Source organism: Actinoplanes sp. NPDC048791 (assembly GCF_040650095.1).
Taxonomy (GTDB): Bacteria; Actinomycetota; Actinomycetes; order Mycobacteriales; family Micromonosporaceae; genus Actinoplanes.
Genome location: NZ_JBEZGQ010000438.1, coordinates 1 through 6631, shown reverse-complemented (window position 1 = coordinate 6631; position 6631 = coordinate 1). Strand labels below are relative to the sequence as shown.

At 73.6% G+C, this 6631-nt stretch carries 7 protein-coding genes and 1 pseudogene; all 8 read right to left on the bottom strand.

Going from position 1 to position 6631, the window contains the following annotated elements:
* On the bottom strand, window positions 1-1522 hold a 1522-nt coding region (locus AB0C29_RS27180; RefSeq protein WP_360825615.1), incomplete at its 3' end, for an acetyl-CoA carboxylase carboxyltransferase subunit alpha/beta.
* Complete coding sequence (locus tag AB0C29_RS27175) at window positions 1515-1778, bottom strand: hypothetical protein (RefSeq protein WP_360825612.1); 264 nt, start codon at window positions 1776-1778, stop codon at window positions 1515-1517. The genes AB0C29_RS27175 and AB0C29_RS27180, both read right to left, overlap by 8 nt.
* Before the next feature lies 1 nt (window position 1779).
* Window positions 1780-2988: an SDR family oxidoreductase gene (locus AB0C29_RS27170; RefSeq protein ID WP_360825609.1), complete on the bottom strand. Its 1209-nt coding sequence runs from the start codon at window positions 2986-2988 to the stop codon at window positions 1780-1782.
* Entirely contained in the window at window positions 2972-3247 is a 276-nt protein-coding gene (locus AB0C29_RS27165) for an acyl carrier protein (RefSeq protein ID WP_360825606.1), read from the bottom strand. Before AB0C29_RS27165 ends, AB0C29_RS27170 begins: the two co-directional genes overlap by 17 nt.
* A gap of 25 nt (window positions 3248-3272) precedes the next feature.
* Complete coding sequence (locus tag AB0C29_RS27160) at window positions 3273-4514, bottom strand: ketosynthase chain-length factor (protein WP_360825603.1); 1242 nt, start codon at window positions 4512-4514, stop codon at window positions 3273-3275.
* Window positions 4508-5794, bottom strand: a complete 1287-nt coding sequence (locus AB0C29_RS27155) for a beta-ketoacyl-[acyl-carrier-protein] synthase family protein (RefSeq protein ID WP_360825600.1) — start codon at window positions 5792-5794, stop codon at window positions 4508-4510. Before AB0C29_RS27155 ends, AB0C29_RS27160 begins: the two co-directional genes overlap by 7 nt.
* Window positions 5791-6210, bottom strand: coding sequence for a cupin domain-containing protein (locus AB0C29_RS27150; protein WP_360825597.1), 420 nt, complete (start codon window positions 6208-6210; stop codon window positions 5791-5793). The genes AB0C29_RS27155 and AB0C29_RS27150 overlap by 4 nt, the downstream gene beginning before the upstream one ends.
* Before the next feature lie 48 nt (window positions 6211-6258).
* A pseudogene (locus AB0C29_RS27145) lies at window positions 6259-6631 on the bottom strand (hypothetical protein); the annotation flags it as partial.

Genomic DNA, 6631 nt, shown 5'->3' with positions numbered 1-6631 from the left:
GCGGGTCGACGTGCCCGTGCGGCGAGACGATCGGCAGGTCGGGCGCGCGCAGCCGCAGCGCCTCGGCCGCCTGCGGTGTCGCCGCCGGCTCCTTCCAGAGGATCGCCGCGCAACCCTCCGGACTGATCACCGAGTACACGGCGTTGGCGCAGGCCAGCACCCGGTCCGCGACGGCCAGCGCCAGGGCCCCGCCGCTGCCGCCCTCGCCGGTGATCACCGCGACGGTCGGCACCGGCAGCCGGGCCATCAGCCGGATGTTCTCCGCGATCGACCCGGCCTGGCCGCCCTCCTCGGCGTCCACCCCGGGATGGGCGCCCGGGGTGTCGATGAAGGTGATCACCGGCAGCCCGAGCTTGGCGGCCAGGCGCAGCAGGCGGGCCGCCTTGCGCTGACCCGACGGCCGCGCCATGCCGAAGTCGCGGGCGACCAGCTCCCGGGTGGTGTGCCCTTTCTGGTGGCCGATCACGACCACCGGGCGGGAGCCGAACACGGCGATCCCGCCCAGGATCGCCGGGCAGTCCGCGCCTGTACGGTCGCCGTGCAGCTCGACGAAGCCGGTGCACAGGTCCTCGATGTAGTCCGAGGTGGTCGGCCGGTCCAGGTGGCGGGCCAGCCGGACCACCTCCCAGGCCTGCTCGCTGGCCGGGCGGTCGTCCCCGGCCGGCACCGGTGGTAGCTCCACGGGCTCGCCCGGCGGGTCGTTGACCACCAGCAGGTGGCCCAGCACCGGCCGCAGGCCGGCCCGCGGCACGATCCGGTCCACCAGGCCGTGCGCGAGCAGGAAGTCCGCCCGCTGGAACCCCGGGGGCAGCTCGGCGCCGATGGTCTGGGCGATGACCCGCGGACCGGCGAACCCGAGCCGGGCCTGCGGCTCGGCCAGGACGACGTCGGCGAGCGACGCGTACGAGGCGGCCACCCCGCCGTAGGTCGGATCCGCGACCACCGTGACGGTCAGCAGCCCGGCCTCGTCGAGCTCGGCCAGCGCCTGCGCGGTGCGCGCCATCTGCATCAGCGCCAGCACGCCCTCCTGCATGCGCGCGCCGCCCGAGGCGGTGACCATCACGAACGGCACCCGGGCGGCGAGAGCCTCGTCGGCCGCCCGCACGATCGTCGCCCCGACCGCGACGCCCAGGCTGCCACCCAGGAAACGGAAGTCCATCGCGATGATCACCAGCGGCCGGCCCTCGACGGTGCCGTGGGCGGCGATGACGGCGTCGGTCAGCCCGGTCGCGGCCCGGGCCAGCGCCAGGCGCTGCGGGTACGGCCGGGTGTCGGTGAAACCCAGAGGATCGGGATCGGTCCGTACGGTCGGGATGTCCGCCCGCGAGCCCGGATCGAGCAGCTGCTCCAGCCGTTCGTGGGCGGTGACCGGACCGTGCCGGCCGCACAGCGGGCAGACGTTGAGGTCCCGGGCGTACCGGGGGCCGTAGACGAGGCCGTGGCAGCCGTCGCAGCGCACCCAGTCGGCGGTCGAGGTCGGCGGTGCGGTCCGTGGCACCGCTCTGGTCATCGCGTCAGTCATCGAGAGGCCTCCCGGCGTACCGTTGCGGTCTGATGTCGTCGAGTTGCCGGAACAGCGCCTGTTCCTGCGGGCTGTAGGCGGCGAAGGCAGTGGCCTGCCCGGGCGCCGGGCCGGCCACCCAGCGGGCGGCCCCCGCGGCGGCCCGGTCGTCGTCCGGCGGCAGCCCGCACAGCGCCGTGGCGCGTCCGTAGGCGATCAGGCCGAGCCACAGGGCCCGGCCGGCCGCGCGGCAGCCCGCGCGGACCCGACCGGCCATCTCAGATCCCTCCGTCCACGTTGATCGTCTCGCCGGTGACGTAGCTGGACAGGTCGCTGAGCAGGAACGCTGCGACGCCGGCGATCTCCTCGGCGTCGCCCAGCCGGCGCAGCGCGGTGATCGACTCGTAGGCCTTGCGCCGTTCCGCCGGCAGCTTCGCCGACTCCTCGGTCTCGATGACGCCGGGCGCGAGCACGTTGACCCGGACGCCGCGCGGGCCCAGTTCCTTGCACAGCGAGCGGGCGAAGCCGACCAGCGCCGCCTTCGACGCCGTGTAGTGGGTCCGCTGCGCGAGCCCGACCTGGGCGACCTTCGAGCCGATCAGCACCACCGAGGACTTCTCCGTCAGCAGCGGCAGAGCGGCCTGCACCACCAGGAACGCCCCGGTCAGGTTGGTGTCGATGATCCGCTTCCACTCGGCCAGCGGCATCTCGTCGAACGGGATGTGGCTGATCGCCCCCGCGTTGGCGACCACGCCCGACAGCGATCCCAGCCGGTCACCGACCTCGCCGAGCAGCCGCCGCACCTGCGCCTCGTCGGCGACGTCGGCCACGATGACGTGGTTGTCGTCACCGAGCTCCTTGAGGTGCAGGGCCAGGGTGTCGGCGGCCTCACCCGGGGTGCGGTGGCAGACCGCGACATTGGCGCCGGCCCGGGCCAGGGCCAGCGCGGTGACCCGGCCGATGCCGCGGGTGCCGCCGGTGACGAGCACGTTGTGGCCGGAGAGGGACAGGCCCATCGGGTTCTCCTTGCCGGCCGCGGTCAGCGCGGCCTGTTCGACGAGACCCTTGATGCGGGTCATCTGGACGGCGGTGTTGCGGTTGAGCCGGTCGGTCATCGCGGCGTCGTCGACGGGGGAGTCCGGCCGCATCGTGAAGGACTGGATCCAGCGCATCTCGACGCCGCCGGGGACCTCGCGGTACTCCCAGTTGATGTCCATGTGCTCGAACCAGCCGGTCTCGACCCGCCGGGCGGTCACCGTGCGCGTGGCGACGTCCGGGGTGCGCTCGGAGACCCAGCTCCACGTGTTGCCCTGCTCGTCCGGGTGCATGGTGAGCCGGAAGCGGGTCGTCCCCGCCTGCTCCTCGAGGATGTCCACGGCGGCGTACTCGCTGAACAGCGACGGCCAGGACCTGAGGTCGTTGGTCATCCGCCAGACCAGGTCCAGCGGCGCCGCGATGACGATCGTGTTGTCAGTGCGTTCCGGCACCGGACACCTCCACCGGCAGCAGGCCGTTGACGTGCCGGAGCAGGTCGGCCGGGGTGGTGCCCGGTGCGGGCCAGCCGTCCGGCAGTTTCACCGGATACCGCCGCTGCAGCTGGGACTGCACCTCGAGCAGCGCCAGCGAGTCGTAACCGAGGTCGCCGAACGCGACCTCGTCGATGGCGCCGTGCAGATCGATGTCGTCGTCGTCGCCCGCGCTGGCCAGCAGGATCTGGCGGACGTCGTCCATGGTGAGCTGTGCCATGACCTTCCCCTCGTCGGTGGAGCTGTCAGTCGGTGGTGCCGCCGGGTGCGCGCAGCACCAGAGCGGAGTTGAAGCCGCCGTAGCCGCGGGCCAGCACCAGAGCGGTACGCACGGGTGCGGTCCGGGGCGCGCCGGTCACCAGGTCGAGCCGGTAGTCCGCGGCGATCCGGTCGACTCCGGCGGTCGACGGGATCACGCCGTCGCGCAGGCAGAGCAGCGCGGTGGCCGCGTCCAGTGAGCCCCCGCCCGCGTACAGCCGGCCGGTGAGCGTCTTCGGGACCGTCACGGGTACGCCGTACGGCCCGAAGACCGCCTCGATCGCCTCGGCCTCGACGCGGTCGAGCTCGGGCACGCCGGCACCGTCCGCGAACACCACGTCGACGGCCTCGGCCGGGATGGCCGCGTCGTGCAACGCCAGCTCGACGGCCCGGCGCAGAGCCGGTGGGCGCCCCGAGCGTGGTCCCGGATCGAAGGTGGCGGCGTGCCCGGCGATCTCGCCGTAGATCCGGGCGCCCCGGGCCGCCGCGGCGGTGTGCGCCTCGACGATCATGATGGCGCCGCCCTCACCGGGCACATAGCCGGTGGCGTCCCGGTCGAACGGCAGGTAGGCCCGGGCCGGGTCGGTGACCGGGCTCAGCCGCCCGCCGGCCTGCTGGGCGACCAGCCCGTACGGGCACAGCGACGCATCCGTGCCGCCGCTGACCACCAACCGCGGCCCGTCGCCGAGCAGCCGCCGGGCGTGCGCCAGCGCGTCCAGCCCACCGGCCTGTTCGGCGGCCAGCACCCCGCAGGGTCCGCGCATGCCGTGCCGGATCGAGATCTGTCCGGTGGTCGCCGCATAGAACCAGGCGATCGACTGGTACGCGCCCACGTGGTCCGGCCCGTGTGACCACAACGCCTGGATCTCGCGCTGCCCGAACTCCGTGCCACCGGAGGAACTGGCGGTGACCACGGCCATCTCGTACTCGTCGAGCTCGGCCGGGTCGACGCCGGCGTCCGTCAGCGCCAGGTCGGTCGCGTACAGGCCGAAGTGGGTCCAGCGGTCGGTCTGGGGCACGAGCCGGCCCGGCACCGTGCCGCGGGTGGCGAAGCCGGCGATCTCACCGCCCAGCGTGGTCGGGTACGACGACGGGTCGAAGCGACTCAGCCGGGCGATTCCGCTCTGCCCGCGCAGGGTCGCGGCCCAGTAGTCGGTGCTGCCGAGCCCGTTCGGCGCGACGATCCCGAGGCCGGTGACCACCGCTCGTTCGCCCGCCGTGGTCAGCATGCGTCCCGCCCCGGGGCGCCGAGCACCATCGCGGTCTGGAACCCGCCGAACCCGCTGCCCACGGTGAGCACCACGTCGGTGCGGTGGGCGCGGGCCTCGACCGGCACGTAGTCGAGGTCGCAGTCGGGGTCACGACGGTGCAGGTTGGCGGTGGGCGGCACAGTGTCGTGTTCGATCGCCAGCGCGCTGGCCGCGATCTCGATCGAGCCGATCGCCCCCAGCGAGTGCCCGACCATGGACTTGATCGAGCTGACCGGGACCTGGTACGCCCGCTCGCCCAGGGCCGCCTTGAACGCGGCGGTCTCGTGCACGTCGTTCTGGCGGGTGCCGGAGCCGTGCGCGTTGATGTAGTCGATGTCGCCCGGCCCGATCGCCGCCTGACGCATGGCGTGCCGGATGGCCTCGGCCATCTCCCGGCCGTCGGGCTTGAGACCGGTCATGTGGTACGCGTTGCCGCGCCCGGCGAAGCCGAGCACCTCGGCGTACACCTTGGCCCCCCGCCGGGCCGCGTGCTCGCGTTCCTCCAGCACGAACACCGCGGCGCCCTCGCCGAGCACGAAGCCGTCCCGGGTGTCGTCGAAGGGGCGGGAGGCGTGCCCGGGGTCGGCGTTGTTCGGCGAGGTCGCCTTGATGGCGTCGAAGCAGGCCACCGTGATGGGCGAGATCGGTGCGTCGGTGGCCCCGGCGATCATCACGTCGGTGCGGCCCTCCTCGATGAGGCGGGCCGCGTACCCGACCGCGTCGAGGCCGGATGTGCAGCCGGTGGAGGTCAGCGAGACCGGGCCCTCGGCGCCGCTGTCACGGGCGACCTCGACCGCCAGCGTGCTGGGGACCATGTAGCCGTACAGGTGCGGGACGCCGTAGGAGCTGTCCACCAGCCAGTTCCGGCCGCCGTCGCTGAGGACGACGTATTCCTCCTCCAGGCCCATCGTGCAGCCGACCGCGCTACCGATGCTGACCCCGGTGCGTCCGGCCCGGTCCGGGTCCGGTTCCAGGCCGCTGTCGCGGATCGCCTGCCGGGCGCAGACGACGGCGAACTGGGCGGCGCGGTCCATCCGCCGGATCTCCTGCGGTGACAGTCCTTCGGCGGCCGGGTCGAAGTCACATTCGGCGGCGATCCGGGAGCGGAACCCGGTGGCGTCGAACAGCGTGATGTCCCGGGTGGCGGTCCGGCCCGCCGTGAGCAGTTGCCAGAACGCCTTGACGTCGGTGCCGCCGGGGGCCATCACGCCGATTCCGGTGATGACGGCCCGCCGGGTGCCCGGCTCGACCGCGCTCATCCGACGGTCGGTGCCGGCTCGGCGGCGCCGGGCAGCGGCTCGGTGTCGACGTGCCCCAGTTCGGGCCGCGGCGCCAGCGGGCTGAGGTGGAAGACCAGGAACGCGGTGGTGTCGCCGGTGTTCTCCAGGCGGTGCCGTACGCCGATCGCCACCATCGTGCCTTCGCCGGCGCTCAGCGGCAGGGGTTGACCGTCGAGCCTCAGGAGGAGGTCACCGGACACCACGTAGAGGAACTCCTCGGAGTGCGGGTGGTAGTGCTCGGCGACGAACTCACCGGGCTGCAGCGTGACGGTCCCCATGAACCCGGAGGTGGCGCCGACCGTCCGGGGGCTCAGGACCACCCGGATGTCGCCTCCGCGCCGGCGATTCGCCGGCACGGCGTCGGCGGTGACCTTTTCGGCCCGCACGTTCTGCACGGCTGTCTCCCTTCGATGCGGTTACCCACCGGACGGTGTCATCGGCTCCTAGAGACGGGATCGAGGCGCGGTGAAGGCTCGGTGGGTGCTCCCGGCCTGGAGGCGGCGCTTCAGCGGGCGAGCGAAGGCGAGCAGGGCGGCAGCGGCCAGGAACGCCGGCAGGCCCAGCGCCAGGAAGAAGCCGGGATCGGGGGAGTCGCCGCCGGAGAGGTCGACGGCGTGCCCGCCCACGCCCGCGCCGAGCGCGGCGGAGAGCCAGAACAACGCGACCATCTGGCTCATGAAGGCGGGCGGCGCGGCGCCGGTGGTCATGCTGATCCCGACGGGGGCGAAGGTCACCTCGCCGACGGCGTGCACGGCCAGCGCCGCCACCAGCCACAGCGGCGACACCCGGACCCCGCCCGCCGCCGCGGCGGCGGCC

Excerpts from the sequence above, each read along its gene's own strand:
- AB0C29_RS27175 (WP_360825612.1), bottom strand. The coding sequence starts at position 1,778 with ATGGCCGGTCGGGTCCGCGCGGGCTGCCGCGCGGCCGGCCGGGCCCTG.
- AB0C29_RS27165 (WP_360825606.1), bottom strand. The coding sequence starts at position 3,247 with ATGGCACAGCTCACCATGGACGACGTCCGCCAGATCCTGCTGGCCAGC.
- AB0C29_RS27160 (WP_360825603.1), bottom strand. The coding sequence starts at position 4,514 with ATGCTGACCACGGCGGGCGAACGAGCGGTGGTCACCGGCCTCGGGATC.
- AB0C29_RS27155 (WP_360825600.1), bottom strand. The coding sequence starts at position 5,794 with ATGAGCGCGGTCGAGCCGGGCACCCGGCGGGCCGTCATCACCGGAATC.